Consider the following 24,791-nt stretch of genomic DNA (forward strand, 5'->3'; position numbering starts at 1 on the left):
GTGAAAGTAAGTGGACCTAAGGTAAATTGTCGATCGGGGACTTAGTTTGCGGCTCGTTGCATTTCACGAATTCGGAGTCCGGCTTCGCCCCGGACAAATTGCGAAACTCGCTTATCCGTGCTGCGCTCTAAAGCATCGGGAGAACCATCGAAAATGATTTGTGGCTCGTCGGATTTTAGGCTTCCCAGCGGAAACATCATAATCACGCGATCGGCCGTCTTGCGCACCGTGTTCATGTCATGCGTAACAATGACGCTGGTGACCGAATGCAGCTTGCGAGTGTTCAAAATCAATTCATTAATGACGTCGCTCATAATTGGATCCAAACCCGTTGTTGGCTCGTCGTACAATATGATTCCTGGATTAAGCGCCAACGCGCGGGCCAGGCCAACGCGCTTGCGCATTCCCCCAGATAGTTCTGCCGGCCGTTTTTCGAGCACCTCGTTGGGCAAGCCCACTTCCGCAATTTTGTCCCTAACCGTCTGTTGAATTTCGGCGACGGACATTGAGGTGTGTTCTTTGAGCGGAAAGGCGACGTTTTGTAAAACGGTAAGGCTATCGAACAAGGCGGCGCCTTGAAATAAAAATCCAAAGCGCGTGCGCTGCTGAGCGATTTCCTGGTCATTCATTTGAGCCAGGTTATGACCTTCCAACAGCACTTCGCCGCTGGTGGGCCGGCTGAGGCCGATCAGCATTTTTAGCAGTACTGTTTTTCCACACCCGCTTTCTCCGATGACCACCAGCGTTTGTTCGCTCGGGACCGCAATGTTAATATTGCGCAACACCGCCTGCCGTCCATAGCGGACGTTAAGATTACGAGTCTCAATTAAGGCCGGCGCTTTTTCCGTGGGCATTTCAAAACAATGGGGCCATGTCTTAAAATAATTTCGCTTGGTTCGGCCACAGAGCGGCAGAAAGTGCGTTGATTCCAATGTTAAGAAAGAGGTCAATAATCAAAATCAGCACGAACGAATATACAAAAGCATTGGTGGCCGCACGACCTACCCCTTCTGCGCCCGGATCACAATGAAAGCCGCGCTGACAGCTAATTTGCGCGATGGCGGCGCCAAAAAACAAGCTTTTGAAAATTCCCATGAATAAATCCCAATTGCCGACATAGCGCTGTGAATTCTCCCAATAGAAATGCGAATCGATTTTTAATATGGTGATGCTGTAAAATGCTCCGCCTACCACGCCCATAAAATCGGCCATGACCGTCAGGGCAGGAATGAGAAGCAAGCACCCTAGAAATCGCGGAACCACAAGATAGTAAATGGGATTGGCGCCCATGGAGGAAAGGGCATCGATTTGTTCGGTGACACGCATGGTGCCTAATTCAGCGGCGATGGCGCTGCCCACGCGCCCGGCAAGCATCGTTGCTGCCAACACCGGGCCCAATTCTCGGACCAGCGATTCATTGATCACGGCGCCTAAGCGGCTTTCGAGGTGCATTTGTCGGAACTGATCGTAGCTCTGCACCGACAACACCATCCCAATGAAGGTGCCAGTAATTGCCACCACGGGCAGGCTAAGAACTCCAATCTGGTAAAAATTCGGCAGCAGAGTATCTTTGCGGGGCAAACGTGTCATCATCCACCGCAAAGTCATCCAGAAGAACAGGGCTGCATCGCCAACGGTCGCAACCCAGCCGATAATCACTTCGCCAAAATCGGCGATCCAATCCATCGCGCCCCCTAAACGGGCCGCTTCAGACGCAGGCTTCGGGATATTGGCGCCGGTGGACATGATGAACAGGTGTTTTGGGCCTATGGGAAGGCTTTGTGGGGAATCTGCGGCGATCAAGACCCATCTGATGAGGCAAGGGCACCGACGCAGGGGCATTTCTGCCGTGCCGGATTGCGCTGTCCAACTTCATTCGACAGCGAAAGGTTGGCCGCTTGAGTGAAGCATGCCGCTTGAGAGGATATTTCCGATTAATGAAAATCGGCTAACTCGCTTGCATTGCTGGCATAGAACCCTGGGGATTTGCCCCCAGGGCTGGAGTACCTACCTGAACTCTCCTACGAACCTTCGCTTCCGGAGTCCGTTTCCTGAGAGGGCTGGCTGCCGATGTCTGTGCCGCCGACGGTGCCGACGAGCTGTGGCTCGCCTACCGTTCCAGTAAAAGTGAGATGTTTGACTTTGCCTTCATCGTCTTTTTTCACATCGACAATGATGGTGTCTTTGCCCTGGAACTCACCCTTCAGCAATTCCTCGGACAGCGGGTCTTCGATCCGTTGTTCGATTTCACGGCGGAGCGGACGAGCGCCAAAGTCCAAATTGGATCCCTTGCGAATCACGTATTCCTTCGCGGCATCGGTCAGGATCAATTTCAATCCGCGCTCGGAAAGCCGGTGACGGACCTTGGACAGTTCAATATCGATCACGTGTTTCAAATCGTCCTTGGTCAAGTGCCGGAACACAATTAAGTCGTCCAAGCGGTTCAAGAATTCAGGACGAAAAACTTTTTCGATCCGCTCGGTGACGCGCTCCTTCATGCTCTCGTACGAACTGTCGCTGTCGGCCTTGCGGAAGCCGAAATCGGATTCGTTCTTGATGGCTTCGGCGCCTGCGTTGGTGGTCATAATCAAAATCGTGTTGCGGAAATCAACGTGGCGTCCGAAGCTGTCGGTTAAACGTCCTTCCTCCATGACCTGCAACAGCATATTGAATACGTCCGGATGGGCCTTTTCGATTTCATCAAGCAGGACCACCGCATAAGGTCGCCGGCGGATTTTTTCGGTAAGCTGGCCTCCCTCTTCGTAACCGACATAGCCCGGCGGAGCGCCGATTAAGCGGCTGACGTTGTGCTTTTCCATGTACTCGCTCATGTCAATTTGCACGAGGGCTTCCTCATCGCCGAACATGAACTCGGCCAGCGCCTTGGCGAGCAGGGTTTTACCAACCCCTGTAGGACCGGCAAAGATGAAGCAGCCGGTGGGCCGTTTGGGATCCTTCAGTCCACTGCGACTGCGGCGGACGGCCTTCGAAATGCTTTTGATCGCTTCGTCCTGACTAACGACGCGATTGTGCAAATCTTCCTCCATCTTCATCAGTCGCATGCTATCTTCAGTGGTCATGCGAGTAAGAGGAATGCCGGTCATTTTGGACACGACTTCCGCAATGACTTCTTCGTCAACCACGCCGTCCGCTTCGCGGCTGCGTTCGCGCCAGTCGCGAGTAATCTGCTGCTTTTTCTTTTTCAGCTTGTCGGCGGAATCGCGAAGGGAAGCCGCCTTTTCAAAATCTTGATTGGCGACCGCATCTTCCTTTTCTTTGTTGAGTCGCTCGATTTCGTCGTCGATTTCTTTCAGGTCGGGGGGCTTGGTCATGGCTTTCAAACGCACCCGCGCGCCGGCTTCATCGATCACGTCAATGGCCTTATCCGGCAAGCAGCGGCCCGTGATGTAACGGCTCGAAAGCTCCACGGCGGAGTCGATTGCATTATCGGTAATTTGAACGCGGTGATGCGTTTCGTACCGATCGCGCAAGCCTTTCAGAATTTCGATCGTTTCCGATTTGTTCGATGGCTCGATGACGATTTCCTGAAACCGGCGGGCTAAGGCGCTATCCTTCTCGATGTATTTGCGGTATTCATCCAGCGTGGTCGCCCCAATGCATTGGATTTCGCCGCGAGCCAAGGCTGGCTTGAGCACATTGCTAGCGTCAATGGCGCCTTCCGCACCACCGGCGCCAACGAGCGTATGCAATTCGTCAATAAATAAGATCGTGTTTTTGGCCCGCCGAACTTCGTTCATCACGGCCTTAATGCGTTCCTCGAATTGCCCACGGTATTTCGTGCCGGCGACCATCATTGCCAAATCGAGGACTACGATTCGCTTGTCAGTCATGATTTCGGGCACGTTGCCATCGACAACGCGTTGGGCCAGCCCTTCCACAATGGCCGTTTTGCCGACGCCGGCCTCGCCTAAAAGCACCGGATTGTTTTTCGTGCGGCGGCAAAGAATTTGAATCGCACGTTCAATTTCCCGTTCCCGACCGATGACAGGGTCTAACTTCGATTGGCGTGCCAGCTCGGTAAGATCGCGGCCGAAGCTATCGAGGGCAGGGGTTTTGGACTTTCCACTTTTTCCGGTCGGTTCCGAACCGCCGCCACCACCGCCACCGCTGCGCTCCATGCCGCCTCGTTCGCCTCCCTCGCTCTCCATGCCGTGGCCCAATAGGCTAAGCACCTCCTCGCGCACGTCTTCCAGTTTCAAGCCCAAGTTCATAAGCACCTGGGCGGCCACACCTTCTTGTTCTCGCAATAGACCGAGCAGAATATGTTCGGTGCCCACGTAGTTATGGTTTAGATTGCGAGCCTCCTCCATGGCGTACTCGATGACCTTTTTCGCGCGCGGGGTTTGCGGCAATTTACCCATGGTGACCATATCGGGTCCGCTTTGAACCAGCTTTTCCACCTCCAAGCGGATTTTGCGCAGGTCAATGTCGAGATTTTTAAGGACATTCGCGGCTACCCCGCTACCTTCTTTAATCAAGCCCAGAAGGACATGCTCGGTGCCGATGTATTCATGGTTGAACCGTTGAGCCTCTTGGTTCGCCAATTGCATGACTTTCCGAGCTCGATCAGTGAAGCGTTCGTACATAGGTTAGGTCCTCTTTTCCTCCGGCAATATCATGCCGTCTTTCAGGATCTTTCAGCTGGTTCGATATTCTAGCCACTCGGTGTTATCGAGCAGTTTTCTACTTAGGCCGATCGTGATTGTTCAATTGGTCTTGTGTCAATCTGTTTGAAGTTGATTACCTCAAATCATCTAAAAGCTGCCGCTCACGTTGAATTTCGCCATGCCAAGTGTGCGACGCGTCCCTCCGCTCCAATTGGCGAAGGCACTCATAAGCCTCGGCTACTCGTCCGGTCCGACGCAGCAATCCTGCCCACATGATCTGTGCATTGGCATCGTTTTTATTGCGACCAATTAACCGGGTAAGTAGGTGCTCGGCTTTGATCCAGTTCCCATGTAAGTATTCGCATTGGGCCTCACGAAACAAGTCTTCTACGGTTTTAGCGGCTTGCCCTGAGTCGAAACCCAGTAACTGCCGAAACGACAGAGCTATAGAAGCCATCCAGGCCACTATAAGCAAAAGCCATACCTCAAGCCGCTGCGCCGGTTCGACCCAATCGGCCCACACGAAGGTAAAGGTCAGGGCTAAACTCAATAACCAAGCGAACCCGCATGCTACCATCAGCCCCGACCATGCGCCGGAACACCATAGCTGTGTAAAGCCAGGCCAAAGCGGTGTGAACCACCGTTTCCAGCGCATTTGCTGACCCTTTTCCGATGAGCAGGAAAGACCGGTTAAGCACAAAATGATGCCGGGGAATTCTAACCCCGGATTCCGGCTGCAGCAAGGGAAAATAGGGCCCCCCCGCTGGCGCGTCGTTAGCGGCGTTGCTGTTGAACTTCGGGTAGGGGCGAACCGTGGCCAAATATGTGGCATTCGCGCATCTTCGCTGCAAGCTCTCAGGACGGCTACCGGTAGTCATGAATGTTCAGGCCGCACGATTAACTTGCAGTACAACCACACCGGTGGCGCTGATTTCTGTGCCGGCAGATTACAAATTTCAAGGCTGTTAAAAAAAATGCACAGAATTGGGCCACTCAATTGTTACAATCGTTGGAAGCAAACACGAATTGTTGCTAATTCGCTACGGGAATTTGGGAATCCAATGAGTTATTAAAGTAGCCCTCTGCATCCCAGAAGGCTTTCACCGCATTACCCGGTCAGTTGACCATCCGTTGAAGAGCACATTGGAGGAATACAGCATGTCGACAGCCATTCAAACTGTTCCTATCACCGCTGAGGACACGGAATACTCGATTGATTTGGGGACGATCAGCAATCTTACGATTGGGTGTCGCGAGCAGCTCGGAAATCTCCGCATCGCCTTGCAAAGCGGGTACGTTGCGGAGCGTAGCGAGCCCTTCCTCGAGGTGAAATACAGCAGTAAACAATCGCTCAGCTTCAGTCCGGCGATGGACATCATTTTATATATCGCCAGCGACACGACAAACGTCGTGGCGGAAATCGTAACGAAATAGCTCAATCGAATTTAGACCAATAGGCCAAATAACACTCACACCGCGAAACAGAAAGGTACCAACTCATGAAGCTCCATGCTTTCACTTTGCAAACCGATCAGACCGAAATCACCGTGCCTCCTTGTCGATATCTTCAAATCCAATCGTATTTTGGCGACAACTCGTTGGAAATAAATGGCGATGCAGTTTCATTGCCTCAGAATACGTCGATCGTCGTGAATACGAGCGAAGGCAATACACTTGAAGCCACCAGCTTGTTATGGATCAATGAAGGCGAAGGGGCATCGGTCAATGTGATTTGGGGCGTTTGAGCGCGGCGTGCCCAGTGTCGGGCCAGGGTCAGTTTTCAAGAATTGCACGATTCTCCGGCGCTTCGATTCATTGCCACACTGCTCATCGCGAAAGTCGCTGGCGAAGCCATCGAATTTAGCATTTGCTGACACTGCTAGTGGCCGCTGTGACCGCAAGCCGGTCCGTACAACGGCTGAGCACACCGGCTCCCTAATTGCCACCGACGCGACATTCATTTAGCTGCAAATCAATACCCCTGGTATTGAACGGAACATTGGACATCTTGGCAGAACGAATTCCCGACGGGGATTCTGCCGAAACATTAACTCCCCTGCGAACAATGACAACTCCATTTGACGATGACATTTTTAATTTGGCTGACGGTGTGGAAGAAATCTATATCGATAGCTCGAGCCCTTATCAAGCAATCATCCGAAGAATTACCCGCGCGGAATCCGTCGGATCGGGACTGCCGGATACGGCAATTGTTTTCATGGTTGAATCCGATGCTGTGCCCACGATCAGAGCGACCATTTTACGCAGCAATGGCGAAACTTACACGATCGTGAAAGCCGAGCTGCGCTCGCATGAAACTCGGTGGGTTGTCTTTACCGGGAGTATTTCTCCGCCTGTGCAGAGCCAACCCGAGTTTCATACAATCAACATCGGTGCGGCCAACACGGAGTATAGCTTGGCGCTAACCGCCATTAACAGCTTAAAAATTAGCGCTCGCGATGTCACAAAATCATTTCGCCTGGCTTTTGAATCGGGCAAAGTTGCCGACAGCATGGAGCCATTTCACACAATGCATTCACATCAAACTCTGGCATACAACTTCAAACCGGCGTTAGATTTCACTTTATATGTTGCGTCTCCCTCGGGAGGGGTAGCGTTGGAGCTCATAACCCAATAAATACGACCCTCGCGGTTCATAGCGATCCAAGAATCCGGCGCGCGTAGCAAAAGCCAAATACCGCCTTCAACAAGGCGGTTGAGCGAGCAGTTTCATCAGCAATCAAGCTTTTCATGCCTTGCAACGACGAAAATCATTCTGTGGAACTGCCGCTGACCTCAGCCGATAAGCTGGGCGTTCTGCGCATTATTGATGCGGAGGTTAATCGAGCTGCCGAAGGATTGCGCGTGGTCGAAGATTACGTTCGATTTGTACTGGATGATCAACATTTGACCGGGCTAGCAAAACGACTACGGCACGATTTAACTACCGTACTGGGGGGTCTAGCATCGACCGATCGTTTGGCGTCACGCGAAGCGCAGATCGATGTGGGCATGGCCCTGGAGGTTCCGCAAGAATCGCACCGATCCAACATTTCCAATGTTGTAGCTGCCAGCTTCAAACGAGTCCAGCAAGCATTGCGATGTCTGGAAGAATACGTGAAATTGCTAAATCCCGTCGCGGGTGCAGAAATTGAGTCGCTACGATTTCGCTCATACACATTGGAACGGGCAGTGAGCCTTACTGCGGATTCGCTTCGCCGACTATCAAAAACACAGTTATATGTGCTAATCGATGGTTGCACCGACGAACGAGCATTTGCGAGTTTAGTTGAGTTGCTAGTTGCTGCTGGAGTCCATGCACTGCAGCTGCGTGACAAACGACTTTGCGACCGGGACTTGTTGATGCGCGCTCGTCTCCTGCGCAGCATCACTAAGTCCACAGAGACGTTATTTATCATGAATGATCGCGCGGATCTGGCAGTTCTTGCTGGAGCCGATGGCGTGCACCTGGGACAGGAAGAACTGGGGGTAAAAGACGCTCGGGCCATCATGGGGCCACGTGCGTTCGTGGGCATCTCCACACACAATATTGAGCAAGCCCGGCGGGCCGTACTGGACGGAGCCAATTACATTGGCGCGGGTCCAACGTTTCCGTCCGCCACTAAATCGTTCGAAGCGTTTGCCGGGGAGAATTTATTGCGCAGCGTGGCGGCGGAGATTTCGTTGCCCGCCTTTGCCATTGGGGGCATCAATTTGCAGAATTTTCCACAAATAGAAGCCACAGGAATCCGGCGCGTTGCGGTTAGTATCGCAGTGGTTAAAGCGAACGATCCGGCGGCCGAAGTGCGCCGGTTTTTAGAACGGTTAACTTCCAATGAGTCGCAGATTTTTCGATAGAATACGTCACTCGGTAGACCCGACAGGCGTGGCTGCATTTTTTTCGATAGATTTTTTGAGATCGACCTTTTCTGTTAGTAGTTGTGATACCATTTGTTCGATTTGCTGGTCGTAGCCGGGTTGATAACCTAACCACAGCGCGCGAATTACTCCATTGCGATCGAGCAATACCGAGGTGGGATAGCCGAAGCCCTCCATGTCGATCACGTTTGCCAGAAATTTGCGGCTGGCAGCGTCAGGATCGACATAGGTGGGATAGGTCGCCCCGCGAGATTTAAGAAACTTTTCGACATCTGCTTGCAACTTGGGAATATCTTCGTGGGCGGGACCGCCTTCCGAAACAGCAACGGACACAAATGCAAACTCTGGATTACCGCGATATTTATCCCATAACTCCAGCATGTGCGGGAATTCATCCATGCAGTAACCACACCAGGTTCCCCAGTAATTAATCAGCGTCACCTTGCCGCGAACCGCTTCCAGCGATAGTCCGTCCGTTGTGCCGGTAAGTGGTTGTAGTTCCAACAGCGGTAGGTGCTTTCCCACGCCAGGTTGATTAAGGGCGTCTTGTAGTTGAATATGGGGTTTTAGATACAGCACCCACACAACAGTCAGCACCGCTCCTACGGCAATGGTGCCCCAGGTTCCCCAAGGAGAACGTCGGACCGGCAGCTTTTCATCAAGTTGATCGTTTGTCATAGCAAACAAATTCTCTTTCTCTCTGGCCGTGTGCAGAATGTTGGAGTGCTGTGGTAATAATACATTTTTCCTGTCGTTCAGGCAGGTCGGATGGTTAGCGTAAAAAGCCAAATAGCTTTGAAATGTCAAGCCAAGAATTCTATGCACTTTGAAGTTGAACAGAAATTCCCATTGGACGATGTTGCAGCGGTCGAACAGCGGCTTCTGGAACTCGATGCGCAAGAAGCGGGCATCGTCGAACAGGTGGATCAGTATTTCAATCATCCGGTTCGCGACTTTGCTAAAACCGATGAAGCCCTTCGGCTGCGCCGTGCTGGAGAGCAGAACCTCATAACTTACAAAGGGCCCAAACTCGACACCGAGACCAAGACTCGTCCCGAACTCGAAATAGCTTTGTCGGCTGGCCCTTCCGTGTTGAATGACTTTGCTAGGCTGCTGGAGGCACTGGGTTTTCGGTCAGTGGCCAGAGTGCGTAAAACTCGCCGTCGGTTATTTGTCGACTGGGAAGCTAAAAGGATCGAAGTGGTAATCGACCAGGTGGAGGGCTTGGGCCGGTTCCTGGAACTGGAATTATCGGCCACGGAAGCGGAAATAGACGCCGCTAAATCTTCTGTGACTTCTCTGGCTTCCGCGCTAGGTTTATCCCGCTTCGAACGCCGCAGTTATCTGGAAATGCTCCTGGCGGTGCAGTGACCATTGCAACCTCGGCTGCTCAGGGAAGATAATGAGCTAGTGGCCATGTGAAGAGAGGCAGCGATCTAAAACAGTATTGAAACTTGGTGGCAGGTGAATATGCGCGAGCGGCCGCCCAGAACGCGCCAAGTGCATGTAGCGTTTGAGCAGCTGGAACTGCGCGCCATGTTGGCGGCCGGATCCCCAATGGTCGCGCCCCAAGTTCTTGCAGCCGCTCCAACTGCTTTGCACGCAGCGGTAAGTTCTGCAAATGGGGCAGCGACCATCCATGCACAGGCAGCAAAATTAACCACCCCCGCAGTTGCAAAAGCGACGGCTTCCTCCCGTTATGAGCGAGGGGACCTAAGTGGCAATGGCCAAGTTGATGCAGCTGACATTGTCGTCTTTCTCAGAGCATTGATCGACTTGAAGGCGTACCAAACTGCGAACCAGCTCAGCGATTCACAGCTATTGACCGTTGGGGATATTAATCAGGATGGCCACGTTAACAATCTCGATTTGCAATCCTTGATCGATTTAATTAAATCCGAGGGGACGCCGCCACCGCCCGCTCATAAGGCATTCGTACCGATTGTCCCGACCGGATCCAATTCACCTTCGAATGTTTCACTTGTCAATTCGTCTACGGGATCAGGAGCGCCCGTGGTATCGCAGTTGGTTGTAAGTAGCACGGCGGGCGCTTTCACGCCATTGAAATCGTCGGAAGCACTGTTGGCAGGTGGGGGAGGCGATGCACAGCCTGGTGCGCAGACGGTGTCGGACAACGGTCCTCCCATGCCGACCCGCACGAAGACGAGCGATATCGCTCTTATCGCCTTTGCTCCGCGTCAATCCACCGGAGGCGACGATATTGTGGAAGGCGTGCTTATGAAATTGGCTGACGTCGAGGAGCCGCAATTGTTAGCAATTGAATATGGCGACGAAGTTGTAAGACGAGAAGTAACGGTAAACAAAAAAGTGGCGCCGCAGCAATCTGTTGAGGCACCGGTGATTGAGACAGTAATCAAGGCACTCACGCCTGAGGTCGGAAATCCCACTGAATTTTCCTGGATAAACTATATGTGGTTGGCAATACCAGCGGGCGCAGGCATGGCTGCCGCCGCTTGGTGGATTTATCGGCAGCGCCTGCAAGATAATAAGGGCACATTATTTCGTCGCTTGGGGCTTTAGGCTGGGGCTGAGCTGTGTGGCAACCCGCCTGTATTTCGACACCAATGCACGTGATGGAATCCCGGGCAATTCAGCTTTTGATACGACACTTTGATATTCTTGCACTAGAACGCAAAATCGTTTGGAGAAATCATCATGTTGCCGACACCTGATGAAACCACGCAACTCGACGTTCGTTTGCCTAGCGACGTTAAACACCCTTCGGGCTCGAAGAACGAAGCAATGCACAGCCCGACGGTGTCACAACATCGTGATGGAACCGATCGGCAATCACCCGTTATTTTCACAGAGAAACCGCCTCTTAAGATTGGCCGTTATGAATGTCGTCGGCAAATTGGCTTGGGCACATTTGGTGCTGTGTATTTGTGCTTTGATCCGCAATTGAAACGGAATGTCGCTATTAAACTTCGTCATGAGCACACCTCATCGTTGGGTAATGGCGCGACGGATTTATTGCACGAAGCGCAAAGTGTGGCCCGCTTGCGGCATCCTGGAATTGTAGCGGTGCTTGATACGGGCTGCACCGAAGATGGTCGTGGCTACATCGTTTATGAATATGTAGCAGGAAACGATCTGAAGCGGCGCATCGAAATGGCTGATTTTACGCGCGAAGACGCGATTCGCTGGATTTCTGAAACGGCCGATGCTTTGCACTACGCGCATTTGCAAGGGTTGGTGCATCGGGATATTAAACCGGCTAATATTTTGATCGATCATTCCGGCCATACACGTTTGGCCGATTTCGGCTTGGCCAAGATCGACGATCGCTTTTTCACAGATGATACCGGCCGGGTGTTGGGAACCGTGGCTTATATGAGTCCGGAGCAAGCCGACGGAAAATCGCATTGGGCAACGTCGCAATCGGACATTTATTCGCTAGGTGTAGTCTTATACGAATTGCTTTGCGGCAGGCGCCCGTTTAATGCGGAAAGTTCGATCGATTTGTTGGAGCAAGTAAAGTACCGTGCGGCGCCACCACCGCGCGCCATTCACGACGATATCCCCCAGCCGCTGGAGCAAATTTGTTTACGGGCCATGGCCAAAGAGCCGGCTGGTCGGTTCACCACAGCAGCCGACATGGCCGCCGAGTTGCGTGCCGTGCTGGCAGGTCCGCCGCTCCGCAATCGCGGATGGCAATTTTTCATCGTAGCGCTGGCTGGGATGGTGTTCGCAGTGGCTGCCGTAATGTGGGCATGGCGTGATCGGCTGTTCGATAAAGCCGATAAAGCAGTGAATTTGCCGACTACGCTTAGTCCTACAATACAAACGAATATATCATCCTATAACCCGCCAACCTTGGAAATATTTTTGCAGCGGCGGTTGCAAGTAAACGACTTCGTCAAGCTCCATCAGGCTGACCTGCCGATTCATCCAGGCGATAAATTACAGTTGCACGCGAAAATTGATCGGCCGGGCTATATTTATTTGTATTGGTACGATGCTGAAGGCAAACCTAAGCGTTTGTGGCCCGAACCAGGCGCGCCTTTGGAACAGCAACAACCGGAGAGCGAAGTTTGGAGTCCGGCCGAGGCCAAAAGCAATGGAGGAACAGCAAAATGGTGGCCCGTGGAAGGAACCTCCGGCGCTCAATTGGCTTTGGTGACGGTTGCTGATAAGCCGCTGTCGGCTGTCGAACTCCTGCAGTTTGAAAAACAGACCTTTGCCTTGGCGGACGAACTGTCACGTCCACGGCAAATCGTTGAGTTTGTGCATCCTGATTTATCGCCGACTTCATTAGCACGAGGTTTAGGGCAAAACCCGATAGAATCTCCGAAACGGGTCGTACGTGAATTAGAGCCAGAATTAAATTCTCGGTTCAAAGCTTATCGCGGTTGGTTATTTTTCCAGGAAGCTATTCGTGATTAGGCCGCTGGAACACCAAATGCGCGAACACTGGCCGTTGGCAGCGTATGCCGTCTGGGCATTGTTTCTGGGCGGACCATGTCTAACCCACGCTATGGCGGAAGACCAAGGGCCGCCTGTTGACGTGCGCTTGGTTAACGATTTGTATCGCGCCGGCCAGTACCGTCAAGCGGTGGAAGTGCTAGACCAATTGCTTGAACCCCGCAAGGCCGCCAAACTTTCTGTGCCAGCATCAATTTCCTGCTTGAATTTGGCGGTAGAAGTCAATCAGGCATCCGGACGCTTCGACGCGGCCTTGCGATGTGCTCTTCAGCAACAACAACTTCAGGACCATCAATTCGACGGCGTGCCTGCTAAGCAAAACACTTATCGACAGACGATGGCGCTAACAATCGCCGATTTGCAGATGTCATTGGATGAATTCAAAGAAGCTGAGAAAACACTGCGCGGAGCTTTGGCAATTCCAGCAGGGGCGCGGTTGGATGATCCATTATGGGAAGCCAATGCGCAAGTTCAATTGGCCCGAGCGGTTGCCGCTCCAGCGCTTGCCGATCGACAAGAGGTTGCTCAGCAGCAGGCTGCAAAACAGTGGACCGTGGCAGAGAACTGCGCCCGACACATCGTGGATCATTATCTTTCTGGCCACATGACAGTGCAGCAACTAGTTCAGGCCGCAAAATTACAAGAGGAATGCTTATTAGCACTAGGCCGTGCCGACGAGGCGGCTGGGCTTATAGATCGATTATTGCAGAGCGGTTCGCCTGAGCTGGATGACTTAGCTCGGATGGATTTGAGCAATGAACTGGCGCGCTGTCGACATGCAGAGGGAAATTTTGCGGCGGAGCGCACGGTTCTTGAACAGGCGCTCTCGTGGCAACAAAACGTAGATCACAACGAACCGACCGTGGCTCAGGCCGCGCTGTTAAATCGTTTGGCCGTAGTGTTGCAAACACTTGGTGCAGATACGTTGGCCGAGGATAGATGGAAATCCGCCGCGAATTTGTATCGTCAGCTTCTTGATCCTGCCGCCAAAGGGACTCTTCATACTGCAACCAAACCTGAAGTTAAATTCCTCGATTTACAATGTCTCCAGGGACTTCAGGAAATTGATATGCGGTTAGGAAATTGGCCCGACGGAGTGAGCATATCGCAGGATTTGCTACAGCGATTGGAACCGCGATTACGAGCAGACGATCCTGCTTTCATACGTGCCAAAACGATGCTGGGAGCTTTTTTAGCCAAAAACGAGGATTGGAATGCAGCTCGGCCTATTTTAGAAGAAGCGGCCGCGTATTGGCGCACTCGTGTGCCGCTGGCCCCGGCAGACTTGGCCGGCACGTTGGTCAATTTAGCGGAAATCGCACGTCAAACGGGTAGTTTCACGCAAGCTCAATCGCTTTTGGAAGAGGCATTATTGTCTTATCGAGCGGTGTTGTCTTCCCACGATGTCAAACTGGCGGATGCGCTTTCGAATTTGGCGGCAGTTCAAAATGCTCGTGGCCAATTTCACGAGGCGCTAACGAATTATCTGGAAGTGGAGTCCATTTGTCGCGATCCGGCGAATATCGACGATCGCCGATCAGAGGAGTTGCATAGCACGGCACTGCTCAATTTGTCGATGCTTTACAAGTCGCAGCGACAATTTGACTCCGCCGCCGCCACCTGTGAGCAAGCCTTGGCGCTAGTGCAAAAACGACATCCATCGGATACGGATATCGCGCTGCTGCCATTTCACATTGCGCTAGCGTCATTATATTTGGCCGAGGATATTTCACCACTAGACGAATCGATGGTTTCAGTATCATCTGAGACGAATGCCAACTTTCAAAGCATGTCTCAGAATCGTGGGTTGAACGCTGCACTCCAGCGAGCGGATTTTCATATCCAGTCCGCGCTTAGTCTTTGCACACAACATGGATTATTGCAAAAACCGACCGGAGCAAACCTGTTGCATTTGACCGCCACATTGCAATATCGTCGCGGCGAGCTAAAGGCTGCCAAAGAATCATGGCACTCGGCGCTGCAAATTGCCCAGCTCAATGGGCAAACCGCCATCGCGTTTCGGTGTTTGAGTTATTTGAGTCAATTAGCAGCAAAAGAGAGTAATTTTGATGAAGCGGAAACTCTTTCGCGCAGTGCTGTTGAATTGCAAGAAGTAATTCAAGCATATCCTGCAATGCATTACATGGCTTTGGTGAACCGCGCTCAAATACTCCGCAAGCTGGGACGCAAAGAGGACGCGCTGAATTGCTTGCACGAGGCAGTGCGCGTAATTGAATCGCCGCGAGCCGAAACCACCGGCGGTGAAGCACAACGAGCTGTTTATTTTGCCCAGTTCGCAGCAGCGTTTGATTTATTGGTTGATTGGAGCGTGGAAGAGAATCATTGGGATGATGCTCTGAGCTATGCGGAAGCGGGCCGCAACCGTACTTTTCTCGACCAGGTGCGAGCTGCTGGAATCGATTTGAAGGCATCGTTGCGGAACACGCCACAAGAGCATTTGATAGACGACGAACAAACAATTCTGTCGCAATATCATGCCTTGCAGGCTTCGGCGATCGAGTGGCTTGTTTCCAATGGCCCATCGGATGCAGTAGCGAATTCGGCAACCGGTGCGTCCGTCAATGAAACTAATACCACCAGGAAGAATTCTAGCGGCAAAATTGCGGACTTGTCAGCTGAACTAGCAGGTCGTTTGGCTGATTTGCGTCGTCAGTATGCGGATATCCAAACTGCCATTCGCGACGCCAGTCCATTTTATCGCGAGTTACTATTAGGGAATCGTGAGCTGCAAGCTTGGCCCGTCGTAAAATCGCATGTGTTGTCTTCCGACAGTGTGATACTGCTTTATTATCTGGGTCAAACCGGGGGGCATTTGTTTTTAATCGATGGAAATGTGGCCTCACGTAATTCTGCAGCCGTTGATACATCTTCCGATGCGGGCGGCGATTCCAATAGGAATGCAACGTTTAGCAGCAGTCAGGAAGTGACGCACTATCCCCTGGTAGTGTCGGCTGAGCAATCGTCACGGCTGGGAATTCCAGCAGGTCCATTATCTCGCCAGGCGGCGGCACAGTTAGTGTTCCGTTTCGTGGCAACGCTTTGCGAACCGGAACATGCTCGCAATTCTAGTCGTGAGCTAGGCCAAAAGGCCGTGACTAGCGCCAAGTATGCAATCGGCCCAAGTGAAGAATTGATGATTACGGACATCTTTGTTCCGCCGGCCCTGCGTGAAGAACTTCGCCGGCGAAGCCCGCGCTATATTGCTCTGGTTCCGGATGGAGCATTGCATCAACTACCGATGGAAGCACTGCGTGTATCTATCGATCCGCCGCGCTATTTGCTCGATGAATTGCCGCCCATCGCTTATGCGCCGTCGGCGATGATTTTAGCGGCGTTGGGGCAGCGTAAATCGGTAGAGAGCGTAAAGGATTTTTCCTTACTCACCGTGGGTAACCCGCGCTATCCGGAAATCGATCCGGCGATAAGTCGATCTTCCAGTGATGTGGCATTGGCCGATTACATCGCGGCAGGCGGCACGCTGTCGCCACTTCCTGGCACGTCAAGCGAATGCCGCAAGGTTGCTGCCTCCCTGCGCTCCGCTGGTCTGAAAGATGTAATCACATTGGAAGACCTGAACGCTTCAGAACGAAATGTCCGCACACATTTGGCGGGCCGGCAATTCGTGCACTTGGCTGCGCATGGCCTAGTCGATCAACAGTATCAGAATTTATTTGGTGCCTTGGCTTTAACGCAGCCAGACAATTTCCAAAATGTCACTACTGAAAATGACGGTTTTCTTTCGTTGTTCGAAATCCACAATCTGCCACTGGACAGCTGCGAATTGGTTGTGCTCAGCGCGTGCCAGACGAATATTGGGCCGGATCGGCCATTAGAGGCCGGTTCGACGATGGCGCGGGCATTTTTGGCGGCCGGTGCGCGGCGGGTTGTTTGCAGTCAGTGGGATGTGGACGATGAATCGACTTCGGAACTGATCGGTTCTTTTGCAGCCGCCTTGGGCGAATCGCTCCGAGCTGGCCAAACGCCCAATTACGCAGTGGCGTTGGCAGAGGCAAAAAAATATGTCCGTGCACAGTCAAAATGGTCGTCGCCTTATTTTTGGGCGCCATTTGTATTAATGGGTCCGGCAAAATAGGCGTTAGAACCTTGCCATCCCCGTTTTGCGCTGCTCAATAAGGCACTTCTTTAGGCCCAAGTGATTAAAACAAGCTCATTAGGCGTCTATAATCTAAGAGAAGCTAATTTTCCCGTCCAAGGCTGTATATAAATAGAAATTAGCCATCAGGAACGGATCAGTCTGATTTGCAGTTTTAGGAGCAGATGCAAGTGGCTATCGGCGTTGCCCCGCCCGATCCTGGTTCAACACAAAGCCAGCCCGATGGTAAACACCGGGGCGGGAAGTCTCCGGACCGAGGCTACTTAATCGACCGACGCCTCCGTCGCACCCGCAGTCAGGTAAAGGCGGTCGAAGTGGGGACGGCATTGACCATATTAGCTGTATCCACGCTGGCGTTTTTCTTGGCGACCGCGCTCATCGATCATTGGGTGCTGCATGGCGGCTTGAGTATTGTGGAGCGGTATTTTTTATTCGGTATGTTTGTCATCGGTGCGAGCTATTGGTTAGTCTCTGTCGTATTACCTGCGGCGTTTGGCCGGGTGAATTCGATCTACGCTGCGCATGCGATCGAGCGCAACAAGCCTTCGCTTAAAAACAGCCTGATCAATTTTTTGCTGTTTCGCCAACAAAGGGAAACCATACACCAGGTCGTCTATAGCGCGCTGGAGGAGCAAGCGGTTGCCGACCTGTCCGGCACGCATGTAGAGAGTGCCGTCGATCGCACTCGGCTGATTCACCTAGGTTATGCGTTCCTCGGTTTTGTAGCTGCCTTTGCGCTTTATTTTGTGCTGTCGCCGAAAGATCCGTTTACCACGGTCCAGCGTGTGGTGCTCCCGTGGGTCGATGTTCCCGCCCCATCGCGCGTCAGTATTCTTGATGTTCGACCAGGTAACTCCACGGCTTTTCGCGGACAACCAGTTCAAGTATCTGCCGAAATTCAGGGTTTGGGAGGCAATGACGTCGTCAAGCTCTTCTATAGCACAGCGGATCATCAAGTCGTTGATCGGGCGATCCCAATGCATGTGCCCGAGGGTTATCGTCATGTGGCGGTGCTGCCGGAAGGTAAGGAGGGAATTCAGCAGGACTTGGATTATCGCATCGAAGCGGGCGATGCAATCAGCAGCGTGTACCACGTGCACATTGTGCCGGCGCCAACCATCATGGTCGACCGAATCGATTACAAGTATCCAGCCTATACAGGCCTGAATCCCATCACCGTATCGCATCATGGCGATGTGAAGGCACTCGAAGGCACGCAAGTGACCATTCATGGCGTCGCCAACCAGCCAGTCAAATCGGCGTCGATTGATTTCAATTGCGATGGCAAGCTTGACGGAGCTATGAAAGTCGACGGCAATGACGCCACGCTGTCCTTCGTGTTGTCGCTTAATGATGTCCGCACCGGGCCTCTGTACGACAGTTATCAATTGCGAATTGTCAACACGCAGGGGATGGTAAACCCGGAGCCAATTAAACATCGCATTGAGGTTGTGCCCGATTTGCCGCCCGAAGTAACGTTCTTGGCCCCACAACAGGAAGAAGTTTCCGTGCCGTTGGATGGCCAAATCGTATTGGAAGTGCGGGCGATCGATCCTGATTTCGCGCTGAGCAGCGTGGTTCTGCGGGCGAAAACCGAGCGGGGCAAATTGATTGATCAACCTTTGTTGCCCGATGGCGTCCATGTGGGCCCCTTCAATGGCAAGTATCAATTTGCGCCACAGAAACTAGGTTTGAAAGTGGGAGATGTGGTGCGTTATTTGGCCGAGGCCACTGATAATAAGTCGCCTGAGGCCAACGAAACGATGACTCCGGAACGGCGAATTCGCATTGTTGCGCCGGAAAATTCAAACACGCGGCAGCAGGCTGATCCCCTGGCGCAAAATGAAGGGCCGAAGAATCAACTAAATAATCCACAGCCCCACGACTCGCGCAATGAGGGAAGGCCGCAACAGCAAGGTCAAGAAAACCGCGGCTCCAAAAACGACGATTCTCAACCTCCGGACGGCAAAGATGACAAGCAGCCGCACCGTAGTGCGGACCAGAAAAATAACTCGAACGATCAACCCAGCGAAAACGATGCAGATCGAAGCCAAAAGCAGCCGAATAATCTGTCACAGCCCAATAACGGAGATAAATCGCTGCCAGGCGACCAAAGCGCCCCTCCGCTGACCGATAAGCCGCAACCTGGTAAGCAGCCCGACGGCAAAAGCGATTCGAAAAACGACCAACGCTCCCAAGGCAGCGAGGAGCAGCACAGCAATCCGCAAAACCCAGGGGATCAAAAGTCTGACCAGAACAAAAGCAACGGCAATCAACCACAAGATCAGCCTGGAAAGCAATCGCCAAATAACAATCAACCATTGTCGAACAAAGATCAGCAGCAAGAAAACAAAAGCGGTCAGCAGCGGAACCCGGATAAGCAACAAGGAAATCAATCCGGCAATTCCCACGGCAACCAAAGTGGCAAGGGCGGGTCACAGCAGTCGGATCCCAACGCTTCGAAAAATTCTCAGAACGAGTCGCAGTCAGATCAGAATAAAAATCAAAACGGAACGCAGAACGGATCGCAATCAAACAACAATTCTCCCAACAATCATAGCCAATCGGGCGATCGCTCTTCTTCCAACGATGTCCACTCGCAATCTTCGGGCCAGCCAAATAACAGCACTCCCATCCCCTCCGACGGCAGCGACGATGGCAAAGGGGTTGAACGCATTCTGGAGCACAAGCAGCAAGAGTCGAAATCGAGCGGCAATCAAAACAATCAATCGGGCAATTCGCAAAAAAGTGGAAATGCAGATGCCCATCCGTCTGGACAGCAATCGCCGGAAGCTCAATCGTCCGACAAGCAGCCGGCCAACCAATCGTCAGGTCCAGCCAGCGAGAGAAATGACAACAGCGGAGAAAAAAACCAGCGTGACCAGAACGCTGAAAAGGGGAGTGGGACGCAGCCGTCGGGAAATGAATCTGCCAAGCAAAAATCGGATAATGGAAAATCCGATAGTGGAAAATCGGATCGTGATCAAACCGAGCGAGGAAAATCTGACAGCGGAAAAACTGACAAGGAAAAATCTGAGAATGGAACTTCCGACAAAGACAAAGCCGAAAAAGGAAATTCCGGTAACGATCATTCTCCCGGCAGCGACCAAAAGTCGGACGCTGGACAGCCAAATAACCAAGGCGATTCCTCGAAGGAGAATGGGTCTTCGAATTCCCCCGATCAGCCGGGCAAGTCGCAACCGCCGGTGAATAATCAGAAGTCTGACAACGGGAAATCCGACAAAGGAAAGTCAGACAATGGAAAGACTGAGAATGGAAAGACTGAGAATGGAAAGGCTGAGAATGGAAAATCCGACGGCCGAAAGCCCGATAATCAGAAATCTGCTTCCGGCCAAAAATCCGATGAGAAGTCCGATCGAAAGTCGGAACCAGGAGAAAAGTCGGAGAATGGCCAACCCGGCAACGAGCAAAAATCCGATTCGCATGAATCGAATCCGGGCGATCAATCGCCGCCGGGCAACAACGATCAAACCCAGAACCAGCCGAATTCCAACGGCATGCCGCAATCGAAAGCGGATCACAAGCCGTCTGCGGAAAATCCGAAATCACAGTCTCACGACGGCCAGCCGCAAGGAAAGCCGTCGCTAAATCCGTCCGATAAAAGCGCCGATCATTCGCAGCAACTTCCATCGGAAAATTCTGGAAGTCCACAGGGCAAATCGGAATCGGGCGACAACAAAGATAATCCCCACGGTTCTCCTCCTCCGCAGCAAAACGGGCAGCCTAGCGATAAACCTTCGAACAACTCCGGCAAGCCGAACGATTCCAAGTCACAAGAGTCGCAGTCGCCCAGCAACAGCCAGCGCCCATCTAACTCGCGTGGTCAACAAGATGGCGACCGGTCCGGCAACGGAGGCAAAGGTGGCGGGCAAAGCGGCAACAGCCAAGGAAAAGGAAGCGCCGGCCAAAACACTCCGTCCGATCAAGGCGCCGGCAAGTCGGAAGAGCCGGGCAAGGGTGAGTTGTCGCAAAAGCCAGGCGGCGATCAAAAATCGGACCAGCCCACGGGTCAGTCGGGAAACGAAAAGGGTCAGGGTTCTTCCAGCCGCACTCAAGACGGCTCGGATTCCAAGAGCGATTCGAAGTCCGATTCCAAAAACGAATCCAATCCGAATTCCCATGACGGTGGCAAGCCCAGTTCCAATTCCGATTCGCCATCTCCGTCCAACGCCAAGTCGAGCACCAATTCGCACGCCAGTCCGGCCGACCATCGCAGCAACGATCGGCCCGATCAACAAAAATCGAACGAGCAACCCAAGTCGGACAACTCCCAACCGCCGCTTTCCAAATCCACGCCCAACCCATCCAATCAGGAAAACTCCCCCTATCCCCAGCCGCCGTCGCAAGGCGCCGCCAATGGCACGGGCGGATCGGCCAGCGGTTACGGCAGCGGCTTCATGGAGGGTCCGCAATCCAAGCCCGACAATGCCAATCTCGACTACGCCAAAAAAGCGACCGGATTGGCGCTCGATTATCTGAAGAACGCCATGAAAAACGGCCAAGAGGGAGATAATATGTTGAAAGATTTGGGCTGGTCGCGGGCGGAAGCGGAAGATTTTATCAAACGCCAGGAGCAGCGATTGCACGACGCTCAACGTTCCGATCCCAACGATCAATCGCGGCGCGAAGCGGAAGATGCTTTGCGCAGCCTGGGATTGCGGCCCGATCGTACCGATCGCTCCGGCAAAACCATCACCAGCGACAGCCAGCGCGGCATGGCCAGCGGCCGGCATACCACTCCGCCGCCGGAATATATGGAGCAGTCCAAGGCATACAGCCAAGGAATCAACAGCAGCGACAAGTAACAAGTTGTCAGTGGCCAGTGGTCGATGGTCAGTTGTCCGTGTACAGTAGCAAGCGGTTAAACGCAGAGGAGTCGCTAAGCCGAAAGCGGAATGTGGCCCCGGGTTCTGTGAAAATTTGCTCTGCGTCAACCACTGACCACTGCCAACCGACCACTGACCACTGCCGATGGATCCCTCGCCGCGCTACCTGGTTCCCTTCTTTCCCAAGCGGGTCCCGCACCACTTTACCGATGTGCTCATTATCGGCGGCGGCCTGGCCGGGTTGCGGGCCGCTAACGCAGTCGATCCGCGGCTCTCGGTGTTGGTCATCACCAAAGAAACGTCGCGGCAATCGAACAGCGCTTACGCCCAAGGGGGCATTGCCGGCGTCTTGGATCCGGAAGATCGCTTTGAAGATCACATCGCCGATACCCTCACCGCTGGTGGCAAACTGTGCGATCGGGCCGTGGTGGAATTGGTGGTCCGCGATGCCCCCGAGAAAATTCGGGAACTGATCGAGTGGGGTACGCATTTCGATCTGGAAGCCGGCGGCCTGGCCCTGGGGCGCGAAGGAGGCCACAGCCATGATCGCATTGTGCATGCCCTGGGCGACGCCACCGGCAAAGAAGTGATGCGGGCCGTCATCGAGCACACGGCCGGCTTGCCCAACGTGCAAATGTGGGAAGATACCTTCACCATCGATCTCTTGACGCACGAAGGCGTCTGCCGCGGGGCACTGGTTTGGAACGCCCAGCACGGCAAAACCATGGTCTGGGCCAAGCAAACTATTTTGTGCACCGGAGGTTGCGGGCAAGTATTTCGCGAAACCACCAACCCCGAAGTCGCCACTGGCGATGGGTTGGCCATTGCCTGGCGGGCCGGCGCCGAGCTGCGCGACATGGAGTTCATGCAATTCCATCCCACGGTGTTGTACATTGCCGGGAGCAGCCGAAATCTTATTACCGAAGCCATGCGCGGCGCCGGCGGCCGCCTGACCGATCGCAATGGTCATCGGTTCATGCCCGAATACGATCCGCGCGCCGAACTGGCCCCACGCGATGTCGTCAGCCGGGCCATCGTTTCGCAGATGGAAAAAACGCGCCACCCGAATGTCTACTTGGATATGAGCCATCTCGATCCGGCCACCGTCCGGGCCCGTTTCCCAGGCATGGCGGCCATTTGCGCCGAGTTTGGGCTCGATATCACGCGCGATCCCATCCCGGTGCGCCCGGGAGCCCATTACATGATTGGCGGCGTCACCGTCGATTTGGCCGGCCACACCACGCTCCCCGGCTTGTGGGCGGCCGGCGAAGTCACGTCCAGCGGGCTGCACGGTGCCAATCGGTTGGCATCGAACAGTTTGCTGGAAGGGTTGGTGTTTGGCACGTATGCCGGAACCGGCGCTTCGGAGGCCGCGGCGCGCATGCCCGATTCGTTCCAAGTGCTGCCGCTGGAAAATCCGCCGGTCGTCGATGGGGGCGAGCCGCTCGATTTGGCCGACATTCGCAATTCGCTCAAATCGCTGATGTGGCGTTCCTGTGGCGTGCGCCGTGATGCGGAGCACTTGACCGCCGCCTCGGAAGATATCGACCGTTGGTGCCGCTACGTGTTGCCGCGGCAATTCACCGATCCCAAGGGCTGGGAATTGCAGAACATGCTGGAAATTTCGCGGCTGATGATTCGCGCCGCCGTGCAGCGGCAAGAAACCCGGGGCGTGCATGTGCGGACCGATTTTCCCGCCACCGACGATGCCCACTGGCAGCGCCACCTGTCCTTTGGGCGTGCCGGCTGATTTTTCAGTCAAAATTTCATTTTCCACTGACCGATCCGCGGCGAGAAGCAGGCCGGGGATGTAATTGTTTTTGTCACGTCCTTTTATTTTCCGGGCAAAATCGACCAGTTTTGTCAGGACCGCGCTTGCCGCAGCACGGCAAATTCGCAGCCCGCTGCGCGCCGGCAGACGACAAAACCAATTCGATTTACGTCCCGCGATGTTCATTGTTGGTGAATTGTTGATTGTTTGTTTGAGCGTCCGACGATCATTTTCGTGATTGGAAAAATTTGGATCGTCGCGAAATTTTATTGTGATCGGACACATCATACATGGCCCGACTGTGCCAGTCGGGAACCTGTGAGTAAACCGTCAGCGAATCACAACCCGCTGATACTGTTCATTTGTATATTACATTGCCGCGAGAAATGCAAGCCAATTTTTGGGCCACTGTGTGTCAGACACGTGTGGTCTGGTGGCTGGCCCGGGCGTGGGAATCCAGGGGCTCGGCAGCCTCGACCCGGCCACCCGACCGGGCAAGATGAGCCGCGAATGAACGGGAATGAACGCAGATCGGAAGAGCGGCGGAAACTGGAGGCGGCGGGCAGATGAGAGCCTGTCCGATGCTAGATGTTTTATCGAATTGCCAACCCCCGGCGCACCGGCTCTCGATGAGCCAGCAGCAATCCAATCGCGCCGGCGGTTCGCCGATCTACATTTTCGGCTTTTGATTCCAAACGATGAGGCAGCCGGCGCCGGTTAGTAACGGGAAGAGGCCGGCCAAATAGAAGAACGACGGTGCGCCGCCGCGCTTAGTCGCCAGCATGAGCAGCACAGCGATGCCGCAGAGGACGGAAAGTGCGCCAATCGTCACGCCCCACCATGGGCGCTGGCCTCGCTTCCGCTTCAAAGCAATCATTGCCAGCCGGCTGGCGATTCCGAGAATGATCGGCAATGCGAACACCACCGCCACGATCGGCCCAATATCGTCGGCGAGCAGTGGAATAATCATGTCCGCATCATACCTGATTCGGTACGGCAATTAGCCCGTCAGGCAGGATCGGCGGGTCGATTTGGAATGATCTGTGCATCGACGGCATTCACGAACAGGGTGTGCCGACATTTTT

The 24,791-nt window shown here is 53.5% G+C and carries 16 protein-coding genes; 10 read left to right on the forward strand and 6 right to left on the reverse strand.

The genetic code is table 11. The features are described 5' to 3' along the window. Positions 1 to 41: 41 nt before the first annotated feature. From VFE46_00400 to VFE46_00415, 4 genes are all read right to left on the reverse strand, one after another. On the reverse strand, positions 42 to 854 hold the full coding sequence (locus VFE46_00400) for an ATP-binding cassette domain-containing protein (protein HZZ26434.1): 813 nt from the start codon (positions 852 to 854) through the stop codon (positions 42 to 44). 22 nt (positions 855 to 876) lie between these two features. Continuing rightward, positions 877 to 1,686 (reverse strand): ABC transporter permease, encoded by an 810-nt coding sequence (locus tag VFE46_00405; protein HZZ26435.1) that lies wholly within the window; start codon positions 1,684 to 1,686, stop codon positions 877 to 879. Between the two features lie 335 nt (positions 1,687 to 2,021). After that, positions 2,022 to 4,607, reverse strand: coding sequence for an ATP-dependent Clp protease ATP-binding subunit (locus tag VFE46_00410; protein ID HZZ26436.1), 2,586 nt, complete (start codon positions 4,605 to 4,607; stop codon positions 2,022 to 2,024). Positions 4,608 to 4,761: 154 nt separating this feature from the next. Beyond that, positions 4,762 to 5,283, reverse strand: a complete 522-nt coding sequence (locus tag VFE46_00415; protein HZZ26437.1) for a hypothetical protein — start codon at positions 5,281 to 5,283, stop codon at positions 4,762 to 4,764. A gap of 503 nt (positions 5,284 to 5,786) precedes the next feature. Here VFE46_00415 and VFE46_00420 point away from each other — a divergent pair. From VFE46_00420 to VFE46_00435, 4 genes are all read left to right on the forward strand, one after another. Beyond that, positions 5,787 to 6,062: a hypothetical protein gene (locus tag VFE46_00420; GenBank protein HZZ26438.1), complete on the forward strand. Its 276-nt coding sequence runs from the start codon at positions 5,787 to 5,789 to the stop codon at positions 6,060 to 6,062. 65 nt (positions 6,063 to 6,127) lie between these two features. Further along, positions 6,128 to 6,373, forward strand: a complete 246-nt coding sequence (locus VFE46_00425; protein HZZ26439.1) for a hypothetical protein — start codon at positions 6,128 to 6,130, stop codon at positions 6,371 to 6,373. 320 nt (positions 6,374 to 6,693) lie between these two features. Beyond that, the gene (locus tag VFE46_00430; GenBank protein HZZ26440.1) at positions 6,694 to 7,266 is read left to right on the forward strand and encodes a hypothetical protein; all 573 of its coding nucleotides are present in this window, start codon (positions 6,694 to 6,696) and stop codon (positions 7,264 to 7,266) included. A gap of 113 nt (positions 7,267 to 7,379) precedes the next feature. Beyond that, positions 7,380 to 8,486 (forward strand): thiamine phosphate synthase, encoded by a 1,107-nt coding sequence (locus VFE46_00435; GenBank protein ID HZZ26441.1) that lies wholly within the window; start codon positions 7,380 to 7,382, stop codon positions 8,484 to 8,486. 6 nt (positions 8,487 to 8,492) lie between these two features. On the opposite strand, the gene VFE46_00440 is transcribed toward VFE46_00435, so the two are convergent. Beyond that, positions 8,493 to 9,185 (reverse strand): TlpA disulfide reductase family protein, encoded by a 693-nt coding sequence (locus VFE46_00440; GenBank protein ID HZZ26442.1) that lies wholly within the window; start codon positions 9,183 to 9,185, stop codon positions 8,493 to 8,495. A 141-nt stretch (positions 9,186 to 9,326) separates the two neighbouring features. Here VFE46_00440 and cyaB point away from each other — a divergent pair, with 141 nt between their 5' ends. From cyaB to nadB, 6 genes are all read left to right on the forward strand, one after another. After that, on the forward strand, positions 9,327 to 9,878 hold the full coding sequence (gene cyaB / locus VFE46_00445) for a class IV adenylate cyclase (GenBank protein ID HZZ26443.1): 552 nt from the start codon (positions 9,327 to 9,329) through the stop codon (positions 9,876 to 9,878). Positions 9,879 to 10,064: 186 nt separating this feature from the next. Beyond that, positions 10,065 to 11,048: a dockerin type I repeat-containing protein gene (locus tag VFE46_00450; protein ID HZZ26444.1), complete on the forward strand. Its 984-nt coding sequence runs from the start codon at positions 10,065 to 10,067 to the stop codon at positions 11,046 to 11,048. A 135-nt stretch (positions 11,049 to 11,183) separates the two neighbouring features. Next, entirely contained in the window at positions 11,184 to 12,914 is a 1,731-nt protein-coding gene (locus VFE46_00455; GenBank protein ID HZZ26445.1) for a protein kinase, read from the forward strand. Further along, entirely contained in the window at positions 12,907 to 17,067 is a 4,161-nt protein-coding gene (locus tag VFE46_00460; protein ID HZZ26446.1) for a CHAT domain-containing protein, read from the forward strand. Before VFE46_00455 ends, VFE46_00460 begins: the two co-directional genes overlap by 8 nt. A 191-nt stretch (positions 17,068 to 17,258) precedes the next feature. Beyond that, on the forward strand, positions 17,259 to 21,914 hold the full coding sequence (locus VFE46_00465; protein ID HZZ26447.1) for a hypothetical protein: 4,656 nt from the start codon (positions 17,259 to 17,261) through the stop codon (positions 21,912 to 21,914). Between the two features lie 166 nt (positions 21,915 to 22,080). After that, positions 22,081 to 23,685 carry an L-aspartate oxidase gene (nadB, locus tag VFE46_00470; protein HZZ26448.1) on the forward strand — a complete coding sequence of 535 codons (1,605 nt, stop codon included), beginning with the start codon at positions 22,081 to 22,083 and terminating at the stop codon, positions 23,683 to 23,685. Positions 23,686 to 24,376: 691 nt separating this feature from the next. On the opposite strand, the gene VFE46_00475 is transcribed toward nadB, so the two are convergent. After that, positions 24,377 to 24,676 (reverse strand): hypothetical protein, encoded by a 300-nt coding sequence (locus VFE46_00475; GenBank protein ID HZZ26449.1) that lies wholly within the window; start codon positions 24,674 to 24,676, stop codon positions 24,377 to 24,379. Positions 24,677 to 24,791: the final 115 nt, after the last annotated feature.

Source organism: Pirellulales bacterium (assembly GCA_035656635.1).
In the GTDB taxonomy this organism is placed as follows: domain Bacteria; phylum Planctomycetota; class Planctomycetia; order Pirellulales; family JADZDJ01; genus DATJYL01.

Coding starts and splice junctions, on each gene's coding strand:
- VFE46_00405 (HZZ26435.1), bottom strand. CDS start 1,686: ATGGATTGGATCGCCGATTTTGGCGAAGTGATTATCGGCTGGGTTGCG.
- VFE46_00475 (HZZ26449.1), bottom strand. CDS start 24,676: ATGATTATTCCACTGCTCGCCGACGATATTGGGCCGATCGTGGCGGTG.
- VFE46_00420 (HZZ26438.1), top strand. CDS start 5,787: ATGTCGACAGCCATTCAAACTGTTCCTATCACCGCTGAGGACACGGAA.
- VFE46_00430 (HZZ26440.1), top strand. CDS start 6,694: ATGACAACTCCATTTGACGATGACATTTTTAATTTGGCTGACGGTGTG.
- VFE46_00435 (HZZ26441.1), top strand. CDS start 7,380: ATGCCTTGCAACGACGAAAATCATTCTGTGGAACTGCCGCTGACCTCA.
- VFE46_00415 (HZZ26437.1), bottom strand. CDS start 5,283: ATGCGCTGGAAACGGTGGTTCACACCGCTTTGGCCTGGCTTTACACAG.
- VFE46_00440 (HZZ26442.1), bottom strand. CDS start 9,185: ATGACAAACGATCAACTTGATGAAAAGCTGCCGGTCCGACGTTCTCCT.
- VFE46_00425 (HZZ26439.1), top strand. CDS start 6,128: ATGAAGCTCCATGCTTTCACTTTGCAAACCGATCAGACCGAAATCACC.
- cyaB (HZZ26443.1), top strand. CDS start 9,327: ATGCACTTTGAAGTTGAACAGAAATTCCCATTGGACGATGTTGCAGCG.
- VFE46_00455 (HZZ26445.1), top strand. CDS start 11,184: ATGTTGCCGACACCTGATGAAACCACGCAACTCGACGTTCGTTTGCCT.
- nadB (HZZ26448.1), top strand. CDS start 22,081: ATGGATCCCTCGCCGCGCTACCTGGTTCCCTTCTTTCCCAAGCGGGTC.
- VFE46_00400 (HZZ26434.1), bottom strand. CDS start 854: ATGCCCACGGAAAAAGCGCCGGCCTTAATTGAGACTCGTAATCTTAAC.
- VFE46_00450 (HZZ26444.1), top strand. CDS start 10,065: ATGGTCGCGCCCCAAGTTCTTGCAGCCGCTCCAACTGCTTTGCACGCA.
- VFE46_00410 (HZZ26436.1), bottom strand. CDS start 4,607: ATGTACGAACGCTTCACTGATCGAGCTCGGAAAGTCATGCAATTGGCG.